Annotated in this window: 22 protein-coding genes; 14 read left to right on the top strand and 8 right to left on the bottom strand. The window is 72.9% G+C overall.

What is annotated here, in order from left to right; genetic code table 11:
* Positions 1-71 precede the first annotated feature (71 nt).
* The 10 genes from AOM46_RS13780 (at position 72) to AOM46_RS13735 (ending at position 11,910) form a co-directional block, all read left to right on the top strand.
* Positions 72-1,043, top strand: coding sequence for a helix-turn-helix transcriptional regulator (locus tag AOM46_RS13780; RefSeq protein ID WP_062210430.1), 972 nt, complete (start codon positions 72-74; stop codon positions 1,041-1,043).
* A 55-nt stretch (positions 1,044-1,098) separates the two neighbouring features.
* Positions 1,099-3,012: an ABC transporter ATP-binding protein gene (locus AOM46_RS13775; RefSeq protein ID WP_062210895.1), complete on the top strand. Its 1,914-nt coding sequence runs from the start codon at positions 1,099-1,101 to the stop codon at positions 3,010-3,012.
* Between the two features lie 80 nt (positions 3,013-3,092).
* Positions 3,093-4,121, top strand: a complete 1,029-nt coding sequence (locus tag AOM46_RS13770; protein WP_062210427.1) for a rod shape-determining protein — start codon at positions 3,093-3,095, stop codon at positions 4,119-4,121.
* Between the two features lie 140 nt (positions 4,122-4,261).
* Positions 4,262-5,671: a dihydrolipoyl dehydrogenase gene (gene lpdA, locus AOM46_RS13765; RefSeq protein WP_062210424.1), complete on the top strand. Its 1,410-nt coding sequence runs from the start codon at positions 4,262-4,264 to the stop codon at positions 5,669-5,671.
* A 90-nt stretch (positions 5,672-5,761) separates the two neighbouring features.
* The gene (sigJ, locus tag AOM46_RS13760) at positions 5,762-6,706 is read left to right on the top strand and encodes an RNA polymerase sigma factor SigJ (RefSeq protein WP_062210421.1); all 945 of its coding nucleotides are present in this window, start codon (positions 5,762-5,764) and stop codon (positions 6,704-6,706) included.
* Positions 6,707-6,815: 109 nt separating this feature from the next.
* Positions 6,816-7,994, top strand: a complete 1,179-nt coding sequence (locus tag AOM46_RS13755) for an NAD(P)/FAD-dependent oxidoreductase (RefSeq protein ID WP_062210418.1) — start codon at positions 6,816-6,818, stop codon at positions 7,992-7,994.
* Positions 7,995-8,130: 136 nt separating this feature from the next.
* The gene (locus tag AOM46_RS13750; protein ID WP_370592700.1) at positions 8,131-9,429 is read left to right on the top strand and encodes a sensor histidine kinase; all 1,299 of its coding nucleotides are present in this window, start codon (positions 8,131-8,133) and stop codon (positions 9,427-9,429) included.
* Positions 9,426-10,106, top strand: a complete 681-nt coding sequence (locus AOM46_RS13745) for a response regulator transcription factor (protein ID WP_062210415.1) — start codon at positions 9,426-9,428, stop codon at positions 10,104-10,106. Before AOM46_RS13750 ends, AOM46_RS13745 begins: the two co-directional genes overlap by 4 nt.
* A 95-nt stretch (positions 10,107-10,201) precedes the next feature.
* Positions 10,202-11,119: an ATP-binding cassette domain-containing protein gene (locus AOM46_RS13740; RefSeq protein WP_062210412.1), complete on the top strand. Its 918-nt coding sequence runs from the start codon at positions 10,202-10,204 to the stop codon at positions 11,117-11,119.
* Positions 11,116-11,910 (top strand): ABC transporter permease subunit, encoded by a 795-nt coding sequence (locus AOM46_RS13735; protein ID WP_078856782.1) that lies wholly within the window; start codon positions 11,116-11,118, stop codon positions 11,908-11,910. The genes AOM46_RS13740 and AOM46_RS13735 overlap by 4 nt, the downstream gene beginning before the upstream one ends.
* A gap of 22 nt (positions 11,911-11,932) precedes the next feature.
* On the opposite strand, the gene AOM46_RS13730 is transcribed toward AOM46_RS13735, so the two are convergent.
* Positions 11,933-12,904 (bottom strand): SigB/SigF/SigG family RNA polymerase sigma factor, encoded by a 972-nt coding sequence (locus AOM46_RS13730; RefSeq protein WP_078856781.1) that lies wholly within the window; start codon positions 12,902-12,904, stop codon positions 11,933-11,935.
* A gap of 192 nt (positions 12,905-13,096) precedes the next feature.
* Between AOM46_RS13730 and AOM46_RS13725 the strand changes: the two genes are divergently transcribed.
* Complete coding sequence (locus AOM46_RS13725) at positions 13,097-13,516, top strand: DoxX family protein (RefSeq protein ID WP_062210409.1); 420 nt, start codon at positions 13,097-13,099, stop codon at positions 13,514-13,516.
* 142 nt (positions 13,517-13,658) lie between these two features.
* A complete protein-coding gene (locus tag AOM46_RS13720) occupies positions 13,659-14,804 on the top strand; it encodes a MarP family serine protease (RefSeq protein WP_062210405.1) in 1,146 nt (381 codons plus the stop codon).
* 10 nt (positions 14,805-14,814) lie between these two features.
* Here AOM46_RS13720 and AOM46_RS13715 read toward each other — a convergent pair whose 3' ends face one another.
* From AOM46_RS13715 to AOM46_RS13695, 5 genes are all read right to left on the bottom strand, one after another.
* Positions 14,815-15,399 carry a hypothetical protein gene (locus tag AOM46_RS13715; RefSeq protein WP_062210402.1) on the bottom strand — a complete coding sequence of 195 codons (585 nt, stop codon included), beginning with the start codon at positions 15,397-15,399 and terminating at the stop codon, positions 14,815-14,817.
* A 493-nt stretch (positions 15,400-15,892) separates the two neighbouring features.
* Complete coding sequence (locus AOM46_RS13710) at positions 15,893-16,126, bottom strand: hypothetical protein (RefSeq protein ID WP_062210399.1); 234 nt, start codon at positions 16,124-16,126, stop codon at positions 15,893-15,895.
* Between the two features lie 161 nt (positions 16,127-16,287).
* Positions 16,288-17,142, bottom strand: coding sequence for a fumarylacetoacetate hydrolase family protein (locus AOM46_RS13705; RefSeq protein WP_062210396.1), 855 nt, complete (start codon positions 17,140-17,142; stop codon positions 16,288-16,290).
* 157 nt (positions 17,143-17,299) lie between these two features.
* A complete protein-coding gene (locus tag AOM46_RS13700; protein WP_067226178.1) occupies positions 17,300-18,628 on the bottom strand; it encodes an MFS transporter in 1,329 nt (442 codons plus the stop codon).
* Positions 18,629-18,698: 70 nt separating this feature from the next.
* Positions 18,699-19,493, bottom strand: coding sequence for a VOC family protein (locus AOM46_RS13695; RefSeq protein ID WP_062210393.1), 795 nt, complete (start codon positions 19,491-19,493; stop codon positions 18,699-18,701).
* Positions 19,494-19,759: 266 nt separating this feature from the next.
* Between AOM46_RS13695 and AOM46_RS13690 the strand changes: the two genes are divergently transcribed.
* Together AOM46_RS13690 and AOM46_RS13685 are read left to right on the top strand one after the other, a co-directional pair.
* On the top strand, positions 19,760-20,947 hold the full coding sequence (locus AOM46_RS13690) for a cytochrome P450 (protein ID WP_062210886.1): 1,188 nt from the start codon (positions 19,760-19,762) through the stop codon (positions 20,945-20,947).
* Positions 20,948-21,204: 257 nt separating this feature from the next.
* A complete protein-coding gene (locus AOM46_RS13685; RefSeq protein ID WP_062210389.1) occupies positions 21,205-23,208 on the top strand; it encodes a glycosyltransferase in 2,004 nt (667 codons plus the stop codon).
* 5 nt (positions 23,209-23,213) lie between these two features.
* Here AOM46_RS13685 and AOM46_RS13680 read toward each other — a convergent pair whose 3' ends face one another.
* Entirely contained in the window at positions 23,214-23,627 is a 414-nt protein-coding gene (locus AOM46_RS13680; RefSeq protein WP_062210386.1) for a hypothetical protein, read from the bottom strand.
* A gap of 129 nt (positions 23,628-23,756) precedes the next feature.
* A complete protein-coding gene (locus AOM46_RS13675) occupies positions 23,757-24,500 on the bottom strand; it encodes an aspartate/glutamate racemase family protein (protein WP_062210384.1) in 744 nt (247 codons plus the stop codon).
* Between the last annotated feature and the right edge of the window lie 7 nt (positions 24,501-24,507).

Genomic DNA, 24,507 nt, shown 5'->3' with positions numbered 1-24,507 from the left:
AACCGGGCGGCGCGGCGGCGGTTGGCGCATGATGAAACCCGAAACCGAACAACAGTACGAGAGGGACCGGGATGGGCGACTGGGTGCTGACCCCCGATGTGCTGGCCGGGGGCCGGTTCCGGGTGTCGGCGATGACCGAGACGATGGCCACCCTGTTCGCGCTGGCCGGAAACGGCGCCCAGCCCGGCCGGGCGGACCGGCTGGCCGGCCAGCGGGCGGCGTTCCGGGCGCGGCTGGCGGCCGATCCGGTGGCCGAGCGGTTTCTCGGCGTCGCCCTGGGCCGGCGCTGGCTGCCCGACTTCCTGGTCGCCCCGCCCGGTTCCGACGAGCGGGGCTTCGAGGACGAGTGGCGGCGGCTGCGGGCCACCCCACCGGCCGTCGCGGCCGCCGACACCGCGTACACCGGGCCGCTGCCCGCCGTGCTGCGCGGCCCCGAACTGGTCGAGCGCGTCGCCGAGTTGGTCCGCTGGGTGTGGACGGAGGCGGTACGCGGGGACTGGCCGCGGCGGTCGCGGATCCTTGAGGCGGACATCGTCTCCCGCACCCAGGCGCTCGCCGGCGGCGGCTGGGTGGCGGCGCTGGCCACGCTCCGCCCCGAGCTGCGCTGGCTCGGCGAAGGACGGCTGCGGATCAACGCGCTGCCCAACCCGCCGCGCGCGCTGGCCGACGCCGAGCTGCTGTTCATTCCGGCCACGACCCCGCGCGGCTGGGTCGGCTGGTCCCAGCCGCACCGCTACGCCGTGGTCTACCCCTGCTCGGGGCTGCTGGCCGAGCCGGCGACGCCGCCGGACGGGGCGGCGCTCGGCCGGCTGCTGGGCGCCAACCGGGCGGCGGTGCTCAGCCGGCTGGCCATGCCGCGCTCGCCGACCCAGCTGGTCGCGCTCACCGGCCAGCCGCTGGGCTCGGTCGGCGGCCATCTGCGGGTGCTCCGCGAGGCGGGTCTTGTGCGACGCCGGCGCGCGGGGCGTTCGGTGCTCTACTACCGCACGGAGCTGGGCGACCGGCTGGCGGCGGGCCCCGGCGGGCCCTCGCCGACTCCTTGACTTCAAGACAAGACGCCTTGACTTCAAGATAACTTGAACTCATATGCTCCGTTCCATGAGCATGGAGATCACCGCCTGGAACGCGCTGTACAACGCCCGGCACGCGAAGGACGACCAACGCCCCTTCTCCCGCGCGACGCTGCGCCGCATCGGCCGGTTCGCCGCGCCGCACCGGCGGGCGCTCGTCTGGTTCCTGCTGCTGAGCGTCCTGACCGCACTCCTCGCCGTGGCCACCCCGGTGCTGGCCGGGCGGGTGGTGAACGCGATCTCCGACCGCGCCGAGCAGCGCGTGGTGATCGGCCTCGCGCTGGCCATCGCGGCGATCGCCCTCGTCGAGGCCGGCATCAACCTGTTCGCCCGCTGGCTCTCGGCGCGGATCGGCGAGGGCCTGATCCTGGATCTGCGCACCGCCGTCTTCGACCATGTGCAGCGCATGCCGATCGCGTTCTTCACCCGAACCCGCACCGGGGCCCTGGTCAGCCGGCTGAACTCCGATGTGATCGGCGCCCAGCGGGCGTTCAGCGACACCCTCTCCGGGGTGTTGAGCAATCTGGTGATGCTGCTGCTCACCATGGGCGTGATGCTCACCATCTCCTGGCAGATCACGCTGCTGGCGCTGGCGCTGCTGCCGATCTTCGTCCTGCCGGCCCGCCGGATGGGCAGCCGGCTGGCGCGGCTCTCCCGGGAGGCGGCCAACCACAACGCGGTGATGTCGACGCAGATGACCGAGCGCTTCTCGGCGCCGGGCGCCACCCTGGTCAAGCTCTACGGCCGGCCCGAGGAGGAGTCCCAGGCGTTCGCGGAGCGCGCCCGGCGGGTGCGGGACATCGGGATCCGATCGGCCATGCTGCAGATGGTCTTCGTCACCACCCTCACCCTGGTCTCCGCGCTGGCGCTCGCGCTGGTCTACGGGCTCGGCGGGTTCTACGCCCTCCGTGGCGATCTGGACTCGGGCGCCGTGGTGTCGCTGGCGCTGCTGCTGACCCGTCTCTACGCGCCGCTGACGGCGCTGGCCAGCGCCCGGGTCGAGGTGATGAGCGCGCTGGTGAGTTTCCAACGGGTGTTCGAGGTGCTGGATCTGCGGCCGCTGATCGAGGAGCGCGAGGACGCCCGCCCGGTGCCGGCGGGACCGGTCTCCGTCCGCTTCGACGCCGTCGACTTCGGCTACCCGGCGCCCGACAAGGTCTCCCTCGCCTCCCTCGAAGAGGTGGCGACGCTGGACGCACGCGGCGGCGAACAGGTGCTGCACGGTGTCTCGTTCACCGCCGAGGCCGGTCAACTCGTCGCGCTGGTCGGCTCGTCGGGCGCCGGCAAGTCCACCATCGCGCAGCTGGCCACCCGGCTCTACGACACGGACGCGGGCCGCGTCGAGGTGGGCGGCGTCGACGTCCGCGAGCTGACGGCGGCCTCGCTGCGCGAGACGGTCGGCATGGTCACCCAGGACGGGCACCTCTTCCACGAGACGGTCCGCGCCAACCTGCGGCTGGCCAGGCCGGAGGCCACCGAGGACGAGCTGTGGGACGCGCTGCGCAGGTCCAGGCTCGACGGGCTGATCGAGGCGCTGCCGGACGGCCTGGACACGGTGGTGGGCGAGCGCGGCTACCGCCTCTCCGGCGGCGAGCGACAGCGGCTGACGATCGCTCGGCTGCTGCTGGCCCAGCCCCGGGTGGTGATCCTGGACGAGGCCACCGCCCATCTGGACGCCACCTCGGAGGCGGCGGTGCAGGAGGCTCTGGCCGAGGCCCTTGAGGGCCGGACCTCGGTGGTCATCGCCCACCGCCTGTCCACGGTGCGGTCGGCGGACCAGATCCTGGTCGTCGAGGCCGGCCGGATCGTCGAACGAGGCACCCACGACGAGCTGTTGGCGGCCGGCGGTCGCTACGAACAGCTCTACCGCACCCAGTTCGAGACCAGCGGGACAGCTGGGACCTCCGAGCCCTCCGTGCCGCAGGCGACACCGGTGGCCTGAAGAGGACGTGGGGGAACCTGGCTCGCCCGGTCGGCGCAGCCCAGCGGGCGGGGGCCGCCGGCCGGTCGGACCATGATCATATGACCCTCACGCTTGATCATCTGCGCCGCTGCACGGTGGCCGCCGACCTCGGGGCGGCCCGGACCCGCGTCTATCTCAAACAGACAGGACTGATCGTCGACGAGCCGTCCGTGGTGGCGGTGAACACCAGAAACGGCTCGCTGATCGCGGTCGGCACCCCGGCCGAACGGATGTCGGGCCGCACCCCGGCCAACATCCGGGTGGTCCGCCCCATCAACGGCGGCACCGTCGTCGATATCGAGATGGCCCAACGGATGCTGCGCGCGATGGTCGGCGGCAAGCTGCGCCGGGCCTGGCGCCGCCGCCCGCTGCTGCGGGCCGCCGTCTGCATCCCGCACGACGCCGACCCGCTCTCCCGCCGGGCGATGCACGAGACCATGGTCGGCCTCGGCGCCCGCCGCGTCGAGCTGGTGGACGGCCTGGTCACCGCCGGTATCGGCGCGGGGTTGCCGGTCGAGGAGCCCGAGGCCACCATGATCGTGCAGTGCGGCGCCACCACCACCCAGATCGCGGTGCTCGCCCTCGGCTCCATCGTGGCCGCCGAGAAGGTCCCGATGGGCGGCGAGACCATCGACCGGGCGCTCCTCCAACACCTGCGCAACCAGCACGAGTTGCTGCTGCCCAGCCAGGCGGTCCGGCCGCTGCACACCGCGCTGGCCAGCTCCGCCGACCAGATCACCGAGGTGCACGGGCGGGACGTCGCCACCGGCCTCGGCCGCACCGTCAAGGTGGACCCCGAATCGCTGCGCGCCGCGCTGCGCGCCCCCCTCACCGGGCTGTTGGACGCGCTGCGCTCGGTGCTGCACCGCTGCCCGCCCGACCTGGTCGCCGACCTCACCGACCGGGGCATCGTGCTCACCGGCGGCGCCGCCCAACTGCCGGGACTCGACGAGGCGGTGCGGCTCAACACCGGGGTCCCCGTCAATGTCGCCGAGGAACCGGGGCTCTGCGCGGTGCTGGGCCTCGGGGCGCTGCTTGAGGGCCGGATCACCGCCCAGGTGCCGGCGCCCGAGCCGATCCCGGCCTGAGCCCACCGCCGCCGCCGGGTCCCTCCCGTGCCACCCACGCCCGCACGGAAGGGACCCGGCGAGCGTGGTGTCATGGGGGTGGACAGGAGAGAACTTCCAGACCACCACTGTGAGAGCGCGAGAGAAGGCGTGAGGCTTTCATGAGCACGCACTACGACGTCGTCGTCCTGGGCGCGGGGCCCGGGGGCTACACCGCGGCCGTCCGGGCCACCCAGCTGGGGCTGCGGACCGCGATCGTCGAGGAGAAGTACTGGGGCGGGGTGTGCCTGAACGTCGGCTGCATCCCCTCCAAGGCCCTGTTGCGCAACGCCGAGTTGGCCCATCTGTTCCAGCACGAGGCGGACACCTTCGGCATCCGGGTCGAGGGCAGCGTCACCTTCGACTACGGCGCGGCGTTCCAGCGCAGCCGCGAGGTCGCCGAGGGCCGGGTCAAGGGGGTGCACTACCTCACCAAGAAGAACGGCATCACCGAGTACGAGGGCCGGGGCACCTTCACCGACCCCCACACCCTTGAGGTGTCGCTCACCGCCGGCGGCTCGGAGACCGTCACCTTCGACCACTGCGTGATCGCCGCCGGCGCCACCACCCGGCTGCTGCCGGGCACCAGCCTCAGCGACCGGGTGGTCACCTACGAGGAGCAGATCCTCAGCGAGAACCTGCCAGGCAGCATCGTCATCGCCGGCGCCGGCGCGATCGGCGTCGAGTTCGCCTATGTGCTGCGCAACTACGGCGTGGACGTCACCATCGTCGAGTTCCTGGACCGGCTGGTCCCGTTGGAGGACGCGGAGGTCTCCAAGGAACTGGCCCGGCAGTACCGCAAGCTGGACATCAAGGTGCTCACCTCCACCCGGGTGGACGGCATCGACGACTCCGACCCGAACGCCCCGGTGCGGGTGACCGTCACCGACGGCAAGGGCGCCCAGCAGGTGCTGGAGGCCGACAAGGTGCTCCAGGCGATCGGCTTCGCGCCGCGCGTCGAGGGCTACGGCCTGGAACGGACCGGCGTCCAGCTCACCGAGCGGCGCGCCATCGCCATCGACGGCCGGGGCCGCACCAGCGTCCCGCACATCTACGCCATCGGCGATGTGACCGCCAAGCTGATGCTGGCGCACGCCGCCGAGGCCATGGGCATCATCGCCGTCGAGACGATCGCCGGCGCGGAGACCATGGAGCTGGACTTCACCATGATCCCGCGCGCCACCTACTGCCAGCCGCAGATCGCCAGCTTCGGCCTGACCGAGGCCCAGGCCAAGGAGCAGGGCTTCGCCGTCAAGTCGGTGAAGTTCCCGTTCACCGCCAACGGCAAGGCCCACGGCCTGGGTCAGCCCTCCGGCTTTGTGAAGGTGATCAGCGACGAGACCCACGGCGAACTGCTGGGCGCCCATCTGATCGGCCCCGAGGTGACGGAGCTGCTGCCCGAGCTGACGCTGGCCCAGCAGTGGGACCTCACCGTCCACGAGGTCGCCCGCAACGTCCACGCCCACCCGACCCTGGGCGAAGCCGTCAAGGAAGCCATCCATGGCCTCGCAGGCCACATGATCAACATGTGACGGACCGTCCGCCGGGATTCCGCCCCCGCATCCGCCCCCCGCTTCCGGCTCCCCGTCGGAAGTGGGGGGCTCGGCGGTAGGCTCGGGGGTATGGCGCTGAGCGCGGGTGATGTGGACCGGTTCGAGGGGGCCAGGCCGCGGCTGGCAGCCATCGCCTATCGGATGCTCGGATCGTCGAGCGAGGCCGAGGACGCCGTGCAGGAGACGTTTCTGCGTTGGCAGGCCGCCGATGTCGAACGGATCGAGGTGCCCGAGGCCTGGCTGACGAAGGTCCTGACCAACCTCTGTCTCAACCAGCTCGCCTCGGCCCGGGTACGGCGCGAGACCTATGTCGGACAGTGGCTTCCCGAGCCGCTGCTCGCCGGGGACCCGATGCTGGGCCCGGCCGACACCGCCGAACAGCGCGAGTCGCTCTCGTTCGCGATCCTCACCCTGATGGAACGCCTCTCCCCGAGCGAACGCGCCGTCTATGTGCTGCGGACCGCGTTCGACTACCCGCACCGGGAGATCGCCGAGATCCTCGACATCAGCGAGGCGGCCAGCCAACAGACCTTCCACCGCGCCAAGAAGCACCTGGCGACCGGGCGGGCGCGCGTCGAGATCGACGCGGCCGCCGCCCGGCGGATCGTCCGGGAGTTCCTGGCGGCGGCCACCAACGGCCGGACGGAACCGCTGGTCCGGCTGCTCACCGAGGACGTCGTCTCGGTCGGCGACGGCGGCGGCAGGGTTCCGGCCCGCACCAAGGCGTTCGAGGGCATCAGGGCGGTCAGCCGGTTCATGTGGGGCCTGTTCCGGCCCAGCGAGGCCAAGCAGTCCATCGTCGGCGGCTCACCCGAGGTCCACGCCGGGATCGCCAACGGCGATCCGGCGTTTGTCGCGGTCCTCGACGGCCGGGTCATCGGCGTCGTATGCCTGGAGGTCACCGCCGACGGCATCGCCGGGTTCCGCGCCCAGGTCAACCCCGACAAGCTCGAACGCGCTACCGAGCGGTGGGCCGCGTCCGACCACGGGGAGCCGGAGCTCCGCGCGTTCTGAGCCTCCCGCTGTGAGGTGCTTCACACCGTGTCCCTGTCAGGGAACGTCGGGCTGTCCGGTTCAGGTGGCGAACCCACCCACGACAGGCACCCACGACAGGAGCAAGGACATGCGGCATCGCATCATCGTCCTCGGAGCCGGGTACACCGGAGCCGTCGCGGCCGGGCGTCTCGCCAGGCGGCTGCACCGCGAGGACGTCGCCATCACCCTCGTCAACGCCGAACGCGACTTCGTCGAGCGCGTCCGGATGCACCAACTGGCCGTCGGCCAGGACCTCAGGCTCCGCCCGCTCGGCGTGATCTTCGACGGCAGCGGCGTCGAACTGAAGTACGCCAGGGTCACCGGCGTCGACGTCGACCGGACGACCGTCGACATCGTCGGCGAGAGCGGCGCCGAGACGCTGGAGTACGACACCCTCGTCTACGCGCTCGGCAGCGGCTGGCACACCCGGGGCATCCCCGGCGTCGCCGAGCACGCCCACGAGCTCGCCGGCCGGCCCGGCGCGCTGCGGCTGCGCGCCCGGCTGGCCGAACTGGCCGCCGGCCAGCCGGTGGTCGTCGTCGGCGGCGGGCTCACCGGCCTGGAGGCCGCGACCGAGATCGCCGAGGCCCGCCCCGACCTCGATATCGCGCTCGCCACCCGGGGCGGCCTCGGCGACTGGCTCTCCGACAAGGGGCGGCGCCAGGTCCGGAAGGTCTTCGCCCGGCTCGGCATCACCGCGCACGAGAACACCACCGTCACCGCCGTCGGGGCCGACCACGTCAGCACCGCCGACGGCGAGGTCGTGCCGGCCGCGGTCACCGTGTGGACCACCGGCTTCGCCGTCCACCCGATCGCCGCGGCCACCACCCTGGACGTCGGCGAGAACGGCCAGATCGTGGTGGACGAGACGATGCGTTCGGTCTCGCACCCGGACGTCTACGCCATCGGCGACGCGGCCCTGGTGATCGGCCCGGGCGACAAGCCGCTGCGCATGTCGTGCGCCTCGGGCGTGCCCACCGCCTGGCAGGCGGCGGACGCCATCGCGGCGCGCCTGACCGGCGGAAAGACGCCGACGAGGCAGCCACGTTATGTCAACCAGTGCGTCTCGCTGGGCCGTAGGGAGGGGCTGATCCAGTACGTCACCGCCGACGACCGCGCCGTCTCGACGGCGCTGACCGGTCGGCTGGCCGCCCTCTACAAGGAGGTGGTCTGCAAGGGCGCGGCCTGGGGCGTCGCCAACCCGACGCTGGGCGTGCCCACGCGGCGCCGCCGGGTGCTGCGCGAGCCGGTCCCGCAGGACAGCTGAGCCACGGCCGGTTCCCTTTCGACGGGCCAGGGGGTTTCGGGGGCCGCGGGCCCGGCGGGTTTCGTCGGGTTTCGGGGGCCGCGGGCTACTCCCCTCGCCGTACGCGGGCGGCCCGCGGCGCGCCTACCGTGGGTGGGTGATCACCAGAGGGCTGAGCCGGGAACCGAGCAGGAATCTGGGCCGGGATCTGGGCCGGGATCTGGCGCTGAGCGCGGCGGTCGGCTGTGTCACGGCGGTCGATCTGGCGTCCAATGTGCCGGGCTCGCGCGAGGACGACTGGCTGAGCTGGACGCTGCTCGGCGTCTCCGTGCTGGGCCTGTGCTGGCACCGGCGAAGGCCGCCGGTCGCGGTGCTGGTCACCGGGGTGGGTTCGCTGGGCTGGACGCTGATCGGGCATCTGGGGGAACTGCTCAACCTGCCCTGGATGGTGGCGCTCTACTTCCTCGCCGCGGCGGGCGACCGGCGCCGGACGTTGTGGGTGGGCGCCGTCGCGGCGCTCGCCTCCGGCACGGCCGCGGTGCTGGCCGGGCAGGAGGTCGGGCGGCCGGTGCCGTCTCCGGTGCTGGAGATGGCGATCCCGGTGGTGCCGCTGTTGCTGGGCGAGGTGGTGCGCGGCCGGCGCGAGTTGACCAGCTACTACGCGGAGCGGGCGCACCGCGCGGAACGGGAGCGCGAACGTGAGGCCGAGCGCCGGGTGCGCGAGGAACGGATGCGGATCGCCAGGGAGCTGCACGACATCGTGGCCCACACCGTCTCCGCGATGACCGTGCAGGCCGGGGTCGCGCTGGACGCGCTGGACCGCCGCCCGGACGTCAGCCGCGCGGCGCTGCGCCAGGTCCGCGCCTCGGGCCGGGAGGCGGTGCGCGAGCTGCGCACCACGCTGACCGTGCTGCGCGACGAGCCCCCCGACCACCCCGAGCCGGCGGTGTCCCCGGCGCCGACGGTGTCCCCGGCGCCGACGTTGGATCAACTGCCCGGGCTGATCGGCAGGTTCCCCGCGGACCGGCCCCGGGTGCGGCTGCGCACCGGCGGGCTGGACGCGGCGGCACTCTCCCCGGTGGTCCAGTTGGCGGCCTACCGGATTGTTCAGGAAGCGCTCACCAACGTGGTGCGGCACTCCGCCGCCCGGCATGCGGCCGTCTCCCTGCACGCCGACGAGCACGGGCTGCTCACCGTCGAGGTGGTGGACGAGGGGCCGGCCCGTCCCGGCGGCCGTGCGGCCGATCCCGGGTTCGGGCTGCTCGGCATGCGGGAGCGGGCCGGGGCGGTCGGCGGCACCCTGGAGTACGGGCCGCTGCCCGACGGCGGCTTCCGCGTCCGGGCCACCCTGCCCACCGACCGGCCCGAGGGCCGCCGGCCGGCCGGGCTCCGCGGGGAAGCGGGAGAAGCGCGGGAAGCACAGGAAGCGGGCGAAGCGGGAGACGAGCGAACATGACGGGGAACCGGGTGCGGGTGGTGCTGGCCGACGACCAGACGGTGGTCAGGGCCGGGTTCCGGGCGCTGCTCGACCTCACCGACGATCTGGTGGTGGTCGCCGAGGCCGGAGACGGCGAACAGGCGCTGAACGCGGTGCGCACCACCCGGCCCGATGTGGTGTTGATGGACATCAGGATGCCCGGTGTGGACGGCCTGGAGGCCACCCGCCGGATCGCCGCCGATCCCGCGCTCGACGCGGTCCGGGTGCTGGTCCTCACCACCTACGAGGCGGACGAGTACGTCTTCGAGGCGCTCCGCGTCGGCGCCGCCGGGTTCCTGCTCAAGGACATCGAACCGGACGCGCTGCGCGACGCGATCCGCGCCGTGGCCACCGGGCAGAGCCTGCTGGCGCCCGCCGTCACCCGCCGGGTGATCGAGGAGTTCGCCAGGCTCCGCGCCCCGTTGGACGACGGCGCGCGCCGCCTGGCGCCGCTGACCGGCCGGGAGCGCGAGGTGCTGGCGCTGGTCGCGGCCGGGCTGACCAACGAGGAGATCGGCGCGCGGCTGCTGATGTCGCCGCTGACCGCCAAGACCCATGTCAGCCGCGCCATGACCAAGCTCGGCGCCAGGGACCGGGCCCAGCTGGTGGTCATCGCCTACGAGAGCGGCCTGGTGCGGGCGGGCTTCGCCGACTGAGCGGTGCCGGGGGACTGTCGGCTGCTCCCGGGGGCGTAGCCGCCGACTCCCGGCGGCGGATGGCCGATCGCGCCCGGCTCCCTAGCGTCGGGAGGGTGATCGAGCTGAACGAACTCACCAAGCGCTATGGCGCCGGAACGGCCGTCGACCGGCTGTCCTGCACGGTCCGGCCGGGCCGGGTCACCGGCTTTCTCGGGCCCAACGGGGCCGGCAAGTCCACCACCATGCGGCTGATCCTGGGCCTTGACGCGCCCACTTCCGGCAGCGCCAGGATCGGGGGGCGCGCCTACCGGGAGCTGCCCGCGCCGTTGTGCGCGGTCGGCTCGCTGTTGGACGCCAGGGGCGTGCACGGCGGGCGGTCCGCCCGCGCCCATCTGGCGGGCCTCGCCGCGGCCAACCGGCTGCCGCGCCGCCGGGTCGACGAGGTGTTGGAACTCGTCGGCCTCGACCCGGCGACGGCCGCGAAGCGCACCAGGGGCTTCTCGCTGGGCATGGGGCAACGGCTGGGTATCGCGTCCGCCCTGTTGGGCGACCCCGAGGTGCTGATCCTGGACGAGCCGGTCAACGGACTGGACACCGAGGGCATCCGTTGGATCCGCGATCTGCTGAAGTCGCTGGCCGCCGAGGGCCGCACGGTCCTCCTCTCCAGCCATCTGATGAGCGAGCTGGAGCTGACCGCCGGGCATCTGATCATCATCGGGCGCGGCCGGCTGCTGGCCGACACCCCGATGCGGGAGTTCATCGACGCCCACTCCAGGCCCGCCACCCTGGTGCGCGGGGCGGAGGCGGAGCGGCTGCGCGAGGTGCTGGAGACGGCGGGCGCGCGGGTCAGCGCCGACGCGCGGGGCGGCTGGCTGGCCGAGGGGCCGACGGCCGAGACGATCGGCGAACTGGCCCTGGCCAACGGCCTGGCGCTGGCCGAACTCACCCCGCACCGCTCCTCGTTGGAGGAGGTCTACACCGCGATGGCCACGGCCGCCACCGAGTACCGGGGACGAGGGATCACCGCATGACAAACCCCGAGCACACCGCGCACCCCGTACGGTCTCCGGACGGGGCGCGGGCCGGCTTCCGGCAGGCGCTGGCCTTCGAGTGGATCAAGTTCCGCAGCGTGCGCTCCACCGGGTGGACCACGGCCGTGATGGCGCTGCTGCCGGCGCCTGGCGCGGCGTTTGTGGCCGCGACCGACAGCCTCCAGCCGGACGACACGGTGCTCGGCGGCAGCCTCACCCTCGCACTGCCGGCACTGCTGCTGGCCGCCGTGGTCGGCGCACTGGTCATCTGCGGCGAGTACGGCAGCGGCACCATGCGCAGCACGCTGGCCGCGGTGCCGCGTCGGGGCACCGTGCTCGCCGCCAAGGCCGCCCTGCTGACCGGGGTGCTCTACGCGCTGGCGCTGCCGTCCTGCGCGGCGGCCTATCTGGTGGGGGACGCGCTGTTGGACGGCTCCCACGCGCAGGGCGATCCGCTGCCCGCGCTCTTCGGCGTCGCGGCGGCCTTCCCGGTGGCCGGGCTGCTCGGCCTGGCCCTGGGCACGCTGATCCGGCACAGCGCCGGCGCGATCACCGCGGTGCTGGGGGCACTGCTGCTCCCGGAGCTGTTCGGCCCGCTCCTCGGCGACGCCCGGCGCTGGGTCGCGGGGATGTCGCCCACCGCGGCACTACAGAAGCTGACGCAGACCTCGGACGCCACGGCCGAGACGGTCGGCTCGCTGGGCGGCTGGCCCTCCCTGCTGCTGGTCGGGGGCTGCACGGCCCTCGCCCTGCTGGCCGCGGGGACGCTGCTGGACCGACGGGACGTGTGACGACCGGGCGGTCCGGCCGCGCTCACCCGGACCGCGCCCCGCCCGCTCTGCCCGCCCCGTCGGCCCGGTCCGCCCCGTCCGCCGCACCCGCCTCGTCCGCCTCGTCCGCCTCGTCCGCCTCGTCGGCCCGGTCCGCCTCGGTGGCCGAGAGGATCTCGTCGCGGAGGCGGGCCTCGATGCGGGTAAGCAGCCGGGAGACCTGCATCTGGGAGATGCCGAGACGTTCCGCGATCCGGGACTGCGTCATCTCCCCGAAGTACCGCAGATAGAGGATCTGCTGTTCGCGTTCGGGAAGGCGGCGCAGGGTGGGGCGCACCGTCTCGCGGTAGAGCACCCGGTCGAAGCCGGGGTCGGCGCCGCCCAGCGTGTCCACCAGGGTGTGGCCGTCGCCCGGCTGGCTCAGCTCGGCGTCCAGCGACAGCGGACGGAAACTGTCCAGCGCCGAGAGGCCCTGACGGACCTCGTCCGTGGTCAGCCCGGTGGACTCGGCGAGGGCCGCCTCGTCGTCGGACCGATCGTCCGGGTCGTTCTCCAGCCGCCGTTGGGCGGCGCGCACCCGCTGCCGCAACTCCTGGGTGCGGCGCGGGACATGGACGCCCCAGAGGTGGTCCCTGAAGTGTCGTCTGACCTCGCCGACGATGGTTGGCACCGCATAGCTCTCGAAGGCGTGGCCGCGCCCGGGGTCATAGCCGCGCACCGCCTTCACCAGGCCGAGGGCGGCGACCTGCGCCAGATCCTCGGCGGACTCGCCCCGGCCCCGATAGCCGCGGGCCAGCCGTTCGGCCATCGGCAACCAGGCGCTGGTCACTTCCCGGCAGAGACGGTCACGTTCCGCCCCATCCGGAAGTTCGGCTATCCGTTCGAAGTCACCCCGGGTGTCGGGGGCGTCGTCGTGTGGGTGGCCACGCCGGGAGCGGGGCGCGGACGGCGGTCCGTTCACCCGGGTGGTGGTGCGGCTTCTCGCGCGGGGTCCGCGCTGGTTGGCAGTCCTCATATCGGCTCTCCAAGACGGTCGTGGTCCCCGAACTCGGCTCGGGAACGCGCCTTTTGTCCCGAGCACGCCCTGTGCCCCTGCCCGACACTCCGGGCGGCAAACGACCGGAGCCAGCCCCCTGGGCGGCGTTCGTCCGCGTTGCCCGCTGCGCGGTGCGGAAGCAAAGTGACAACAGGTGTCTAGGAGGTGCCCATGGATGTTCTCGTGCTGATCGGTCGCATCTTGTTTGTGCCCCTTTTCCTTAACTCGGCAATCGGGCATCTGACCCAGACCAAGGCGATGGCCGGCTACGCCGGCTCCCAGGGCGTTCCCTTTCCCTGGCTGGCCGTCTTCGGCTCGGGGCTGCTCCAGCTGGTCGGCGGGCTGATGGTGCTGCTCGGCATCTGGCCGGACGTCGGCGCGCTGCTGCTGGTGATCTTCCTGGTGCCGACGGCGTTGCTGATGCACAAGTTCTGGAACGAGGACGATCAACAGGCCAAACAGAACAGCCTGATCCAGTTCCTCAAGGACCTCGCGCTGGCCGGCGCGGCGTTGATGCTCTTCGCCTTCTTCGCCCATGCCGGCGACGATCTCGGCCTCACCGTCACCGGACCGCTGTTCGACATCGACTGACCGTCCGCCGTCCGGACCGCCCCCGGCTTCCCCGTACCCCGACGCGACCGCCACCGGATCCCTTACCTTTGGTGACGGCCGGGAACCAAGGCGAGCGCCCTGCCGTTCCATAACCGACGAACGGGGCGAAGGGGGCTGCTCGGTGAATCTGCTCGATGTGCTGCTTCTGGTGGCGGCGGTCGCGGCGGCCGTCTCCGGATTCCAGCGCGGGCTGATCGCCGGAGTGGTCTCCCTGGCGGGCTTTGTCGGCGGGGCCGCGCTCGGCGTCTGGCTGCTGCCGTTCTTCGTCGACCAACTCACCGCGGGCTCGGTCGCCGCCACGGTGGTCGCGCTGCTGGTGGTGCTGGTGCCGGCGGCCGTCGGACAGGCGCTGGCCTGGCCGTTGGCGCTGCGGCTGCGCAACGCGATCCGCTGGGCGCCGGCCCGCTGGTTCGACGGCGCCGGCGGCGCGGTCTTCAACGCGGTGGGCGTGCTGCTGGTGGCCTGGATCGCCGCGAGCGCGCTGGTGCCGACGCCCTCGCCCGGGCTCAACCGCGAGGTGCAGGGCTCGGCCCTGCTCGGCGGTGTCCAGGACCGGATGCCGGCCACGGCCCCCACCTGGTTCAGCCGGGCCACCAACGCGCTCAGCGACGCCGGGTTCCCCCAGGTCTTCAACCCGTTCGAGAACGACCCCACGGTCGATGTGCCGCCGCCCTCGGGCGACAACGTCACGGAGGCCGCGTCGATCGCGGCCGAGCAGAGCACGGTCAAGATCAACGCCACGTCCGGCTTCTCCGGCGGCCAGGAGGGGAGCGGATTCGTCTACGCGCCGGAGCGGGTGGTCACCAACGCGCATGTGGTGGACGGCGCCAGCGTGGTCGCGGTCCAGGTCGGCGGCGTCGGGCAGCGCCTGGAGGCCACGGTGCTGCTGCAGGACTCCGATATCGACGTCGCGGTGCTCGCCGTCCCCGGGCTCTCCGCGCCCACCCTCGATCTGGCCGAGGACGCGCGGCGCGGCGATCCGGCGGTCGTCGCCGGCTACCCGGAGAACGGCGGCCTCGACCTGCGCGCCGCCACGGTCGCGAGCCGCACCACGGCCCAGGGCCAGGACATCCACGGCCGGAACGTCGTCACCCGCGATATCTACGCGGTGCGCGGCCTGGTCCGCCCCGGCAACTCCGGCGGGCCCCTGCTCACCACGGACGGCCAGGTGTACGGCATGGTCTTCGCCCGTTCGGTCACCCACTCCGAAACGGGCTATGTGCTGACCGCCGACCAGATCCGCCCCCATCTCGAACAGGCCGGCTGACGCGGGGTCTTCAGTCCTGCGCGAGCAGTTGGCGGACGGCCTCCGCCGTCCAGTGCCCGGCGGCGCCGGGCCGACCGGCCAGATACGCGGCGGCCTCCTCGGCCGACCGACCGTGCCCGGCCATCAACCCCGAACCCAGCATCCGCAGATAGGCCGCGGCCGGCGCGTTCCCCGGCACGTCACCAAGCCGCCACGGCGCCGTGAACGTCACCATCGGAATGCCGTCGTGCTCCCCCGCCGAGACCAGCGTCTCGTACCGACCGGGGCCGAGCACGGCCCGGCCGGTGGCGCCCAACAACGCCGCCAGATCCAGATCCCGCCCGGGAGGGCGGCCCATCTCCTGCGCGGCGACATCCGAGAACTGGCCGACCGTCAGCAGATGCGCGACGGCCGGCGCCCGCCCCGACACCTCCGGATCGAGAAACGCGCGCCCACCCGACCAGACGTGCGACTCGGTGGCGAAGTACAGCACCCCCGGCAACATGACGGGACGGGTACGCAGCGGCGGGCTCGGATCACGACACCCCGGATGCACGATGCCGCCTCCCGGCGGGCAGCCACCCCGCAGATAGTGCCCAAGCCGCTCAGCCGACATGTTCGACCCGTAGGCCGCGTACCAAACCAGCCCCTCTGCCCACCCGCCCACCCTGCCCCCTCTCGCTCCTGAGGTCTCCCCCAAGTCTCCCCGCACGAACGGCTGGTGCGGGGCGCACGACGGCAAGCGGACGAGCGCCGGTGCGGCCCAGGCCTGCGGCCGGCCACGCCACCGACCCCCAGGCGCTGCCGCACACCCCAACGCCCACAGACAAGGCCACCGCCCGACAGGGCAGCGGGCCGCGCGGGGCCCGCGGCCGGCCAGCCCGGCCAGCCCGGCCAGCAGGTGCACTACCGAACCCATGCCCTGCCCGGCCGGTGAGGCCCGAGCCCGACGGCCGCAGACAAGGCCACCGCCGGACCGGACGGCGGGCCCCGCGGGCCCGCGGCCGTCCGCCCCAGCCGGCAGGCGCACCGGCGGGGCACCGAACCCGTGCCCTGCCCGGCCGGTGAGGCCCGAGCCCGGTGGCTCGGGCTCTCGGGCCGGGTGCGGCTCAGCCGCCGGAGGCATCCGTGGGGAGGTCGTCGATCCAGGCGTAGCGGGTGCCGCCGCCCTGGGTGGAGCGGAGTTGGTACAGGCCGGAGCCGGCGTCGGCGTCCCGGCGGGCGGCCAGCATCAGTGGCAGTGGCACCTGCCCCGTGATGACCAGGTCGACCGACCGACCGTGGCGGGGCCCACCGTCGAAGCGGACGCGGATCACATGGTGCGTCGAGGAGGTCTCAGCCATGCCGCCAACCTAACCGCGCACCACTGACAGCCGTCCCGCCCGCAGAACCGGTCCACACCGCCATGACCCGCTGTTTTCCCGGCCCTTCCCGAGGACGACCGCCCCCGACCCCACTCGAACGAGTGAAGGAGGGAACGCTCGTAGCACCCTCGGGAATCGGGTCAGGGCGCGGGCCGGAGGACGGACCGCTGGCGGCCGAGTCCTTCGATCTCCAACTCCACCACGTCGTCCGGCTGCAGATAGGGGAACCGCCCGGAGAGCGCGACGCCCTCCGGGGTGCCGGTGTTGATGATGTCGCCGGGCTCAAGCACCAGGTACTGCGAGAGATGGTGCACCAGCACCGCCACCGAGAAGATCATGTCGCTGGTCCGCGAGTCCTGACGGGGCTCCCCGTTGACCCAGGAGCGGAGTCCGAGCCGCTGCGGGTCGGGCACCTCGTCCGGGGTGACCAGCACGGGGCCCAGCGGGTTGAAGGTCTCGCAGCTCTTGCCCTTGGACCACTGGCCGCCGGACTCGTCGAGCTGGTAGGCGCGTTCGCTGACGTCGTTGCTGATCGTGTAGCCGGCGACATGGGCCAGCGCCTCGTCGACGGAGGCGAGGTAGCGGGCCCGGCGGCCGATGACGACCGCCAGTTCCACCTCCCAGTCGGTGCGTAGCGAGCCCCGGGGGATCAGCACATCGTCGGACGGACCGACCACGGTATTGGGCGACTTGTAGAAGATGATGGGCTGCTGGGGCGGGGCGGCGCCGGATTCTACGGCGTGGGCGGCATAGTTCTGCCCGACACAGACCACCGCCGAGGGGCGGGCCACCGGCGCGCCGACGCGTTCGCCCTCGATCTCCGTGCGGGGCAGCAGAGAGAGTTCCGGCAGCAGGCCCGGGTCCTCGCTCAGCGCGGCGAGGAACGCCCCGTCGATGTCGTCGGTGACCGGCCGCAGGTCGTAGTAGCCCGGTCCGTCCGGCGCGACCAGCACCGGACGTTCCCTTCCCACTTCGCCGACGCGCATCAGACGCATGATCAGCTGACTCCCCTGGTTGGTTCCGCTGGTTGGTTCCGCTGGTTGGTTCAGCAGGCACTCTCTCCCAGCCTGGTCCTTCGCTCAACCGTTTGGTCGGCGGAGCCCGCCCGGGCCCGGCTTGTCCACAGGCTGTGGACAAGTGCACGGCACCGGCTCACCCCAGGTCTCTGGACAGCTCGTTGGCCGGCGGTTCGTCGCCGTCCCGGGACGCTTCCCGGCCCGTGTTGCCAGACGCCGTCGGGCCGCCCCGCGCGGCCTCCGCCGTGGCCCGGCCGAACGGGCGCCAGGCGACCAGGGTCAGCGCGGTCATCACCGCGAACGCGATCCAGAAGGGGCCGGTCACCCCCAGCGCGAACGCGATGGGGCCGCCGATCAGCGCGCCCAGGGCCGAGCCGCCCATGGAGAACATCATGAAGACGCTCTCCACCCGCCCGCGCAGCGCGTCCGGCACCATGCGCTGCCGCAACGTCCGTACCACCACGCCGAAGACGGCGTTGTGCGCCCCGAACATCACCAGCACCGAGGTCACCAGCCAGGCGGCGTGGGCCAGCGCCAGCCCGAGGTGGGTGAGGGACTCCAGCACCAGGGCCGCCCGCAGCAGGGTGCTGGTGCGGAACCGTTCACTCAGGCGCACCGCGCAGAGCGCGCCCAGCAGCCCACCGGCGGCGGTGGCGGAGAGCAGCAGACCGTAGCCGATCTCGCCGAGGCCCAACCGGTCGCGGGCGTAGAGCACCAGGACGGAGAAGCCGGCCACCAGCGTGATGTTCATCAGCGCCAACGTGACGGAGATCATGCGGATCGTCGGTTGGTCCCACAGCCAGCGCACGCCCTCGGCGATCTCCCCGCGCACCCGCTGTCGCTCGCGCGCCGGCTCGCGCGCCGGCGTCCCGCCGGTTTCGCGCAGGGTCGAGATCAGCAGGGCGGCCAGCGCGAAGGTGACGGCGTTGACGCCGAACGGCAGCGCGGCGGCCACCACGAAGAGCGCGGCGCCCAACGGCGGCGCGGAGAAGTGGTTGACCACATAGAGGACCACCTGCATCCGGGCGTTGGCCCGGGGCAGGTCCTCGCTGCGCACCGTCGCGGGGATCAGCGCGGCCGAGGCGTTGTCGCCCAGCGTCTCGCAGGTGCCCAACAGGAAGCCGGCGACATAGATCACCGGCACGCTGACCGCGTCGCCCCAGACCGCGAGCGCCAGCCCGCCGATCACCGCGCCGCGCAGCAGATTGATCACCACGATCAGCCTGCGACGGTCGAGCCGGTCCACATAGACGCCGCTGACCAGGGAGAACAGCAACCAGGGCGACTGTTGCACAAAGACAGCCCAGCCGATCAGCGCCGGGCTGTCGGTGACGGAGGCGACCAGCAGCGGGGCCGCGGCCTTCACGATGCCGTCGCCGACGTTGGAGACGGCGGTGGCCGCCCACAGCGTGTTGAAGGGCCGCCCAAGACCCGCCCGCCCGACCCGGCGGCCTTCTCGTCGCATCAGCGCAGGCTATGCGTCAACGGAGCGTCGGGCCAGGGCATTTACGACCTCCGGGCGGCGCGGGGCCGGCTCAGGGTTCGACCGGCGGGGGCTCGCCCTTGGTGGTCGAGAGGTCGATCACCGAGAGCCCGGCGCCCTGGGGATCGCTGATGGCCGCCATCCGGCCGAAGGGGCTGTCCACCGGGCCGGTGTGCACCGTGCCGCCCAGCCGGTCGACCGTCTCCACGGCGGCGTCGCAGTCCGGCACCGCGTAGTAGATGTCGATCCGGGACGGCGCGCCGCTCGGCGCGTCGGGGCCCAGGGCGTAGCGGCCGCCGACCATCTGGTCGCCGATGTTCCAGACCCGGTAGTCCATATCGTCGCCGTCGCCCATCTTCCGCGCCCGGAAGGGGAAGACGGCCGGGAAGAACGCGTCGGCGGCCGCCGGATCGCGGGTGGCGACCTCGCTCCAGCAGAAGCCGCCCGGCTGGTTGCGGCGGTCGAAGCCCCGGTGGCGGCCCGGCTGCCAGGCGCCGAAGAGCACTCCGCCCGGGTCCCAGCCGAGCAGCACCGAGCCCATGTCGCCGACCTTCATCGGCTGGGCCAGCAGCTGGCCGCCGTGCTCCCTGATCCGGGCGGCGGTCGCCGAGAGATCGGGAGAGGCGTAGTAGAGCACCCAGGCCGGAGGCACCTCCTGCCCCGGCAGCTGGGGCGCGAGGCCGGCCACCGGGTGGCCGTCGGAGTACGCCACGGTGTAGTGGCCGTACTCCTCGGGGCCCTCCTCGAAGGTCCAGCCGAACAACGCGCCGTAGAAGGACTTGCCCGCTTCCAGATCGGGCAGGGTGACATCGGCCCAACAGGGCAGCCCCTCGGGGAACTCGGACATCTGTAACGACCTCCTGAACGGTCCCGCGCGGAAACGTCCCCCGGTCACCGCGTCCAGCCCCGGCGGTCCGTTTCGGTTCCGACCGGATTCCGCCGACTCTCTGTTTCTTCGTTTCGTCAGCCGTTTCTTCACTGTTTCGACCGAAAACTGACGGTGAGGCGATGATGGCACTCTCCCCCGCCGCGCGCCCCTCGCGCGCCCCCGCCCGCCCCGGTGAGCCGGGTGAGCCGGGTCGCCGGTCCGAGGAGCCGGGGAGAATGGGCCGGATGAGCACCGTCACGCCATCGGCGACCCCGGCCAGCCTGCCCGAGCCCTTCGACGACGCGTTCACCTCGGCGCCGCACGCCGTGCTCGCCGAGCTGCGCGCGGCGGCCCCCGTCCACCACATCGCGCTGCCCGACGGCTCCCCGGTCTGGCTGGTCACCAGGGACGCCGAGGTCAGGCCGCTGCTGGCCGATCCGAGGCTGTCCGTCAGCAAGCGACACGCCCGCACCCCCTGGCGCGGTTTCGCGCTGCCGCCCGAGTTGGACGCCAACCTGCTCAACCTGGACGGCGCCGACCATCTGCGGCTGCGGCGGCTGGTCTCGCACGGCTTCACCCCACGCCGGGTGGCCGGACTGCGCGCCGCGATCGAGGCGGCGGCCCACCGTTACGCCGAAGGGCTGACGACGGATGTGGTGACGGAGTTCAGCACCCCGCTGCCGCTGACCGTGATGAGCGATCTCTTCGATCTGCCGGAGGAGGACCGCCGCCCGTTCGCGCGCTGGATCTCCACCATGCTGGCGCCGCCCAGCTCCCGTGCGGCCGCCGAGGCCGTCGCTGAGGTGCACCGCTTTCTGCTGGCGCTGGTCGCCGCCCGGCGGGCGGATCCGCGTGACGATCTGCTCTCCACGCTGATCGCGGCCAGGGACGAGGCCGACCGGCTGAGCGAGGAGGAGCTGGTCTCGCTCGCCTTCCTGCTGCTGGGCGCCGGCATCGAGAACGTGCAACACACGTTGAGCGCGGGGCTGTTGGCGCTGAGCGAGGAGCCGGAGCAGCTGGCGGCGCTGCGCGCGGATCCGGCGCTGCTGCCGGGGGCGGTCGAGGAGTTCCTGCGCCATGGGCATCCCAATCTGGTGGCGCTGCGCCGCTTCGCGACGGAGCCGCTTGAGGTGGCGGGCGTCACCGTTCCGCGGGGGGACACGGTGCTGCTCGGGCTCGCCTCGGCCAACCGCGATCCGGCGCGCTATCCGGACCCGGACCGCTTCGACATCCGGCGCGTGGAGCCGGCCGCCCAACTGGCCCTGGGGCAGGGGGTGCACTACTGCCTGGGCGCGCCGCTGGCCCGGCTGGAGATCGGCGCCGCGCTCACCGCGCTGCTGCCGCGCCTGGACGCCGGCTGCTTCGGCCGGCCGAGCTGGACGACGAGCTTCCGTTCGCACGCCCTGAACCGGCTTCCGCTCGCCGCCGGCTAGGTCCACGGGGGCCGCTCGACGGGTGCCCGTTCACCGGTACGGATGAAACCGTGGGCGCGGTGCGAGGGCCCCGGGGCAGCCTGGGCTTCGGCTGAGCAGGGCGATCGGGCCGTCGATCGATGCTCACCCCGGGTACGGGGGCGCGTTCGCTGTGTCACCATCTGCCGCGTTCGGCACATCCGTCGGGCGGCTCACTCGTCCTTGCCCGCGCGTCCGCACGCGGCGGCGCGGTCTCACCGGAACTCAGGCATAGAACCGTGAAGATCACCTTTCTGCTCAACAACGCCTACGGCATCGGGGGCACCATCCGTTCCGTGGCGAACCTCTCCGCCGCCCTCGTCGAGCGCCACAGCGTCACCGTGGCCAGCCTCTACTGTCACCGGGACTCGCCGGGCCTGGCCTTCGATCCCCGGGTGCGGATGGTGGCGCTGATCGACCAGCGCGAGAGCGCGACCGATCCGGAGCTGCCGGCCGCCAAGCAGCCGAGCGGGTGCTTTCCCGACTCGGTGGGCGGGGTCAGCGCGCTCAGCGACCAGCGGATGGCCGACTATCTGCGGCACGCGGACGCCGATGTGGTGATCTCCACCCGGCCGGTGTTGAACGTCTATCTGGCGCGCTATGGCGTGCCGGGGCGCTATCTGCGGGTGGGGCAGGAGCATTCCACGCTGCGGGTCAGGGAGGACGCGGGGCATCGGGAGCTGCAGCTGGCGGCGGTGGCCGAGCTGGACGCGTTCGCGCCGGTGTCGAGCACCGATGCGGCGGCCTATCGGGAGGCGCTGCCGGAGGCGGCCACCCGGATCCGGCATATCCCCAACTCCTCGCCGGCGCCGGCCGTGACGCGGTCGACCGGGGAGAGCAGGATGGTGGTCGCGGCCGGGCGGCTGGTGGCCCAGAAGCGCTATGACCTGCTGATCGAGGCGTTCGCCGGGCTCCGCGACGATTTCCCCGACTGGGAGCTGCGGATCTATGGGCGTGGGCCGCTGCGGGAGCCGCTGTTGGAGCGCATCGACGCGCTGGGGCTGGCCGGCCGGGCGCGGCTGATGGGGGCCGTTTCGCCGATCGACACGGAATGGGCCAAGGGCGCGATCGGCGCGGTCTCCTCCTCCTGGGAGTCGTTCGGGCTGACCATCGTGGAGGCGATGGCCTGTGGGCTGCCCGTGGTCTCCACGGACTGCCCCTATGGGCCGAGCGAGATCATCACCCCGGGCGAGGACGGGGTGTTGGTGCCGATGGACGGCGGCGACGCCGGGATCGCCGCCGGGCTGGCCGAGGGGCTGCGCGGGGTGATGGCCGACGCGCCGCTGCGGCGGCGGATGGCGGAGAACGCGCTGCGCACCGCCGCGCGTTACGAGCCCTCCGTGGTCGCCGCGGCCTATGAGGAGCTGTTCGCCGGCGGCCCGCGCGGCCGGGGCCGGCTGCGGCTGCGCACCCTGCTGCGCCGGCGCCAGGACCGCCGGCTGGTGGTGGCGGCCAGCGCGGACCGGCCGGCCCGGCCGGCGGCGCACTGCGTGGCCACGCCCGACGGCGGCTTCCAGGTGGCTCTGACGCCGGCCGAGCCGGGTGATCTGGTGCTGCGGCTGCGGGACGATCCGGAGGGGCGGACGGTGCGGCTGCCGCTCGACCGCGAGGGGCGCGGCGCGGTGCGGCGGGCCGACCAGCGGCTGGCCGAAGGGCGTTGGGACTGCTATGTCACGGCCTCGACGGCCGCTAAGGCCCGCCGGCTGGTGGCGACCAGGGTGGAACAGGCGGCGCTGGTGGACGCCGTGCCGACGGTGGGCGAGCAGGGCGTCAGCTCCTGGATCCCCTATGCCACCAAGGAGGGGAACCTCTCCCTCCGCAGCTGGCTGCGGCCGACCCATGCCGAGGTGCTGGACATCGGACTGGACGAGGAGGCCGTCACCGTGACGGCGACCCCGCACGGGCCGCAGGCCGGGGAGGCGCTGGCCGTCCTGGAACGGGAGCCCGAGCTGCTGGACTTCACCATCCCGCTGCGGGTGCTGCCGACCGGCCGGGTGCTGTTGACGATCCCCTATGAGACGGCCCTGGCCCAACCGCACGGTCGGTGGAACCTGTTGATCCGGGCGGCGGACGGCACCCTGATCCCGCTGGGCCGGATCGGCGGGGACACCGTGGACCGCAGGAAGACCGATCTCTATCCGGCGATCACCAGGGGCGAGAACTCCCTCCGGCTCGGCTACAGCGCCGCCCACGATCTGATCCTGACCACCGCGCCGGTGCGCCCGCCCCGGGCCGCGCACTGACGGAGCTACCGCCCGGAGCCGCGGGCACCGCGCGGCTCCGGGATCGCCTGGCGCGTCAACTCGGCGGCACAGCCGTCGCAGAGCGCCGTGATCCAGACCTCTCCGGCACCGCCGCGGAAGCGCGGGCGGCCGGGGCCGCCGCATATCTCGCAGGTCCGCTCGGAGGCCGTTTCGGTGGCGTCGGTGAGCTGGGTGGCGAGATCGGCCCACTGGCCGTCGAAGTCGCCCTGGTCGTCGAAGCGATCGGCGACGCAGATCCGCAGGCCGCCCAGGCCGCGCTCGCACTTTTCGATCCGGTAGTCCGGAGCGAGGACAAGCAACTGCTGGTGCAGCCGGACCAGCAGGGCCGCCCAACCGGGCCCCACCGTCTCCGTCCACGCCGGAAGCTGCCACTCATCGTGGATGACGAGGTCTGTCATGCCCTCCATGCTGGACCATGGGTCTGACAATCCCGCCCGCGAAGGCCGGCCCACTTCCTGACAGGCGGAAATCGGCCAGGGTCGGTCAACGAGCGGCGAAAAAACGGACATTCGCCCCGGCCCTGGAGATCAGGAACGGTCGCCGACATGCGGTACCGGACCACCCCGCCATGCGGGGAAGGGCGCCAGCCCCACCGCGACATCGAAGGCCGCGTCCGCCGACAGCCGGGTGGAGTCCAGCGTGGGCAACGGCGATATCTCCGGCGTGACCAGCAGCGGGATCTCCGTGCACACCAGCGCCACCGCATCGCAACCGCGCTCCGCCAGCCGCCCGATGACGGCGGCGAACGCCTCCCGGGAGCCGGCGTCGATCTCGCCGTTCAACAACTCGTCGAAGATGGTGCGGTGGATCAGCTCCCGGTCGGCCGCCTCGGGGATGGCGGCCTCGATGCCGACCCGGCCCAGGGCCGTCGGGTAGAGCGGGCCGTCCATCGTGTAGCGGGTGCCCAGCACGCCGACCCGTCGGCGCCCGTCCCGCGCGGCGCGGGCGGCCACCACATCGGGCAGATGCAGGCCGGGCAGCGCCAGCGGCTCGCCGGGCAACTCCAGCGCCATATGCGCGGTGTTGTCCGGGCAGAGGAAGAACTCGGCGCCGGCGGCGGCCAGTCGACGCACGCTCTCCGCCAGCACGCCGCGCACGGCCGCGTGGTCCCCCGAGTCCCAGCCCGGCATGCTCCGCGCCAGGGCGATGCAGTCCAGGGTGACATCGGGATGCTGATGCTCCCCCAACTCCTTGAATCCGCGCTGGCAGAAGGCGCGGAAGCAGAGCGCGGCACCCTCGGTGCTGTGGCCCAGAATCCCCAGATGTCTCATCGTTCCA

The sequence above is a fragment of the Streptomyces sp. NBRC 109706 genome, from assembly GCF_000974485.1.
In the GTDB taxonomy this organism is placed as follows: domain Bacteria; phylum Actinomycetota; class Actinomycetes; order Streptomycetales; family Streptomycetaceae; genus Streptomyces.
This window is presented reverse-complemented; position numbering and strand designations above follow the sequence as displayed.

Excerpts from the sequence above, each read along its gene's own strand:
- AOM46_RS13780 (WP_062210430.1), top strand. The coding sequence starts at position 72 with ATGGGCGACTGGGTGCTGACCCCCGATGTGCTGGCCGGGGGCCGGTTC.
- AOM46_RS13775 (WP_062210895.1), top strand. The coding sequence starts at position 1,099 with ATGAGCATGGAGATCACCGCCTGGAACGCGCTGTACAACGCCCGGCAC.
- AOM46_RS13770 (WP_062210427.1), top strand. The coding sequence starts at position 3,093 with ATGACCCTCACGCTTGATCATCTGCGCCGCTGCACGGTGGCCGCCGAC.
- lpdA (WP_062210424.1), top strand. The coding sequence starts at position 4,262 with ATGAGCACGCACTACGACGTCGTCGTCCTGGGCGCGGGGCCCGGGGGC.
- sigJ (WP_062210421.1), top strand. The coding sequence starts at position 5,762 with ATGGCGCTGAGCGCGGGTGATGTGGACCGGTTCGAGGGGGCCAGGCCG.
- AOM46_RS13755 (WP_062210418.1), top strand. The coding sequence starts at position 6,816 with ATGCGGCATCGCATCATCGTCCTCGGAGCCGGGTACACCGGAGCCGTC.
- AOM46_RS13745 (WP_062210415.1), top strand. The coding sequence starts at position 9,426 with ATGACGGGGAACCGGGTGCGGGTGGTGCTGGCCGACGACCAGACGGTG.
- AOM46_RS13735 (WP_078856782.1), top strand. The coding sequence starts at position 11,116 with ATGACAAACCCCGAGCACACCGCGCACCCCGTACGGTCTCCGGACGGG.
- AOM46_RS13730 (WP_078856781.1), bottom strand. The coding sequence starts at position 12,904 with ATGAGGACTGCCAACCAGCGCGGACCCCGCGCGAGAAGCCGCACCACC.
- AOM46_RS13725 (WP_062210409.1), top strand. The coding sequence starts at position 13,097 with ATGGATGTTCTCGTGCTGATCGGTCGCATCTTGTTTGTGCCCCTTTTC.
- AOM46_RS13715 (WP_062210402.1), bottom strand. The coding sequence starts at position 15,399 with ATGTCGGCTGAGCGGCTTGGGCACTATCTGCGGGGTGGCTGCCCGCCG.
- AOM46_RS13710 (WP_062210399.1), bottom strand. The coding sequence starts at position 16,126 with ATGGCTGAGACCTCCTCGACGCACCATGTGATCCGCGTCCGCTTCGAC.
- AOM46_RS13705 (WP_062210396.1), bottom strand. The coding sequence starts at position 17,142 with ATGCGTCTGATGCGCGTCGGCGAAGTGGGAAGGGAACGTCCGGTGCTG.
- AOM46_RS13700 (WP_067226178.1), bottom strand. The coding sequence starts at position 18,628 with ATGCGACGAGAAGGCCGCCGGGTCGGGCGGGCGGGTCTTGGGCGGCCC.
- AOM46_RS13695 (WP_062210393.1), bottom strand. The coding sequence starts at position 19,493 with ATGTCCGAGTTCCCCGAGGGGCTGCCCTGTTGGGCCGATGTCACCCTG.
- AOM46_RS13690 (WP_062210886.1), top strand. The coding sequence starts at position 19,760 with ATGAGCACCGTCACGCCATCGGCGACCCCGGCCAGCCTGCCCGAGCCC.
- AOM46_RS13680 (WP_062210386.1), bottom strand. The coding sequence starts at position 23,627 with ATGACAGACCTCGTCATCCACGATGAGTGGCAGCTTCCGGCGTGGACG.
- AOM46_RS13675 (WP_062210384.1), bottom strand. The coding sequence starts at position 24,500 with ATGAGACATCTGGGGATTCTGGGCCACAGCACCGAGGGTGCCGCGCTC.